Genomic DNA, 2,121 nt, shown 5'->3' with positions numbered 1-2,121 from the left:
CGTGCTCTACTTCTGAGAAATCCCACAGCACTCAGCAAACCAGCTTCCGCACTCACCGCTCATTCTGGGCTTAAGCGATAACCAGTGTCTACTGATAGAGCTTCCAGTGATACGCTCCCCCTATGCGTACCGTTCGTCGAAGTATGTGAACTGTTCTGTGACACCCTAACCACGAGAAACTGCTGAAATCAGTCTTCGTAAGGTGCTCCGGCGTCACAAGATTCTACAATGGTACAGCTTACGAAAGACTGGATTCAGCACAATCAGATACNTAAGGTGCTCCGGCGTCACAAGATTCTACAATGGTACAGCTTACGAAAGACTGGATTCAGCACAATCAGATACTCATCTACGCAACTGGTGTCCTTCTCGCAGTTATCGTGAGCTTTGCTCAGCCGGGGCTAAGTTCTCCTCTGGAACAGCTCATCAACCCCGTTTTGGCAGTGCTTCTGTACGTGACGTTCCTTGAAATCCCGTTCGTCAAACTGCGCCGGGCGTTCACGAACGGCCGATTCATGCTGGCTGCGCTTGGGATGAACTTCCTTGTGGTTCCGGTCGTCGTCTTCGCTCTCACCCGATTTCTCCCGCAGGACCCGGTCGTTCTCGTCGGGGTATTCATGGTATTGCTCACGCCGTGTATCGACTACGTGATTTCGTTCACGGAGCTTGCGAACNGTTCATGGGAGAGCGAGTAGCAGAGTTCATTCAGGCAGGACCCTTCATTGAGGCGTTCGTTCTCATCATCGCACTTCCGCTGACGCTCGCATGGCTTACCGCAGTGGGTGCAGAACGTTCTGAGACTGGAAAGCGATGGAAAGACGCGATGGAGTGGTTGCCAGCCCCGATGATGAGTGTGACGCTGTTTGTGGTTATCGCGTCCCAACTCCCGCGTGTTCAAAACTCAATCGGACAGATCACTGCTGTCATCCCGATATATGTCGCGTTCCTCGTCATAATGCCACTACTCGGACGGTTCGGGGCCGGACTCTTTGGAATGGATGTGGGCGAGAGCCGTGCTCTTGTGTTTACGTCGGTGACGCGGAATTCACTGGTCATTCTGCCGCTGGCACTCGCGCTACCGTCGGGATACGCACTCGCTCCGGCAGTCGTCGTCACACAGACACTCGTCGAATTGATTGGAATGGTCGTCCTTACCCGAGTCGTACCAACGTGGCTTGTTCCCGAGACCGCTCGGGGAATTAGCCCGGAGACGACCCCAGACGACTGAAACACACATGTCCAAAGGGTAGCTAGGCCGCTCCATCACATATAGAAGGTTGAGTGTTTCAGACTGGTAGTTGATTTCGTCATTCGCTGTGTATTAGAAATCCATCTGCCTGATTTCAGATAATAAACATGGCCATAGAGAGCATAGTACACGTTGAAGAGAGGGAAAGCATCCCAGATGACGCAGCTGTCTTCCATTACGATTAACTGAACGGGGGCTTCAAGGAACGATTTCCGAAACTGGCCGAGGACACCCCGGCTGAGGGATCTGTAGATCCCGAGAGTGTGCTCTCAGATGGAGATTATGTAAAATTCATCGACTACTACCAAATTACTTGTCAGTGCTGGTATCATTGATGAGCGGTCGAATGAGTACTTGACGTAGAGAGCGTGACTGTCCCTGTTGGACTGCTCGCCGCATCTCGCTGGACGCTGCTGACCTTGTGTGACGATTTGACGAGCATGAAAGATCCAGCGAGAGCGCCCGCATCAAGCAGGACGGGGATGGAGACGAATCAATCACGATTGAGACGATCAACACTGTGTTCTCTGGAAACTATCAACTGTCCCATGCTACCTTAAGACAAAGCCATATACCGACTCATCATCTATTGGTCAGTATGATGCCGACTACTGTACCCGGAGGAGCTGAGAGGAATCGACAGATGTTCCAGACAGAGGTGGGTGTCTGATGGGTGACTGGAAGAATCGTTTCTCAACGTTAGGTCTCGGACGGGCGCTGTTCGGGGGCGTGCTCGCGTTCATGGCGCTCGACAACTTCCGTGACTTGGAAGGGTCAATTGGGTGGTCGTGTCGCAAAGCGGTCTAGACTTCGGTAGCAACTGACTCCCTTCAGGAGGGGGTTGTCTCTGGTGACCAAACCGAGACCACCCC

Annotated in this window: 1 protein-coding gene and 1 pseudogene; both read left to right on the top strand. The window is 52.7% G+C overall.

The window, feature by feature from the left end; all coding sequences use genetic code 11:
- Window positions 1-302 precede the first annotated feature (302 nt).
- Window positions 303-1,228 (top strand): annotated as a pseudogene (locus C451_RS24265) (arsenic resistance protein).
- 690 nt (window positions 1,229-1,918) lie between these two features.
- The gene (locus tag C451_RS02810; protein WP_241431154.1) at window positions 1,919-2,056 is read left to right on the top strand and encodes a hypothetical protein; all 138 of its coding nucleotides are present in this window, start codon (window positions 1,919-1,921) and stop codon (window positions 2,054-2,056) included.
- Window positions 2,057-2,121: the final 65 nt, after the last annotated feature.

The organism is Halococcus thailandensis JCM 13552 (genome assembly GCF_000336715.1).
Classification (GTDB): Archaea; Halobacteriota; Halobacteria; order Halobacteriales; family Halococcaceae; genus Halococcus; species Halococcus thailandensis.
Note: the sequence above shows the minus strand (reverse complement) of the source record. Positions and strands in the feature narration are given on the sequence as shown.

Bases quoted from the DNA above. Each gene is read 5' to 3' on its own strand.
- C451_RS02810 (WP_241431154.1), top strand. From the start codon at position 1,919: ATGGGTGACTGGAAGAATCGTTTCTCAACGTTAGGTCTCGGACGGGCG.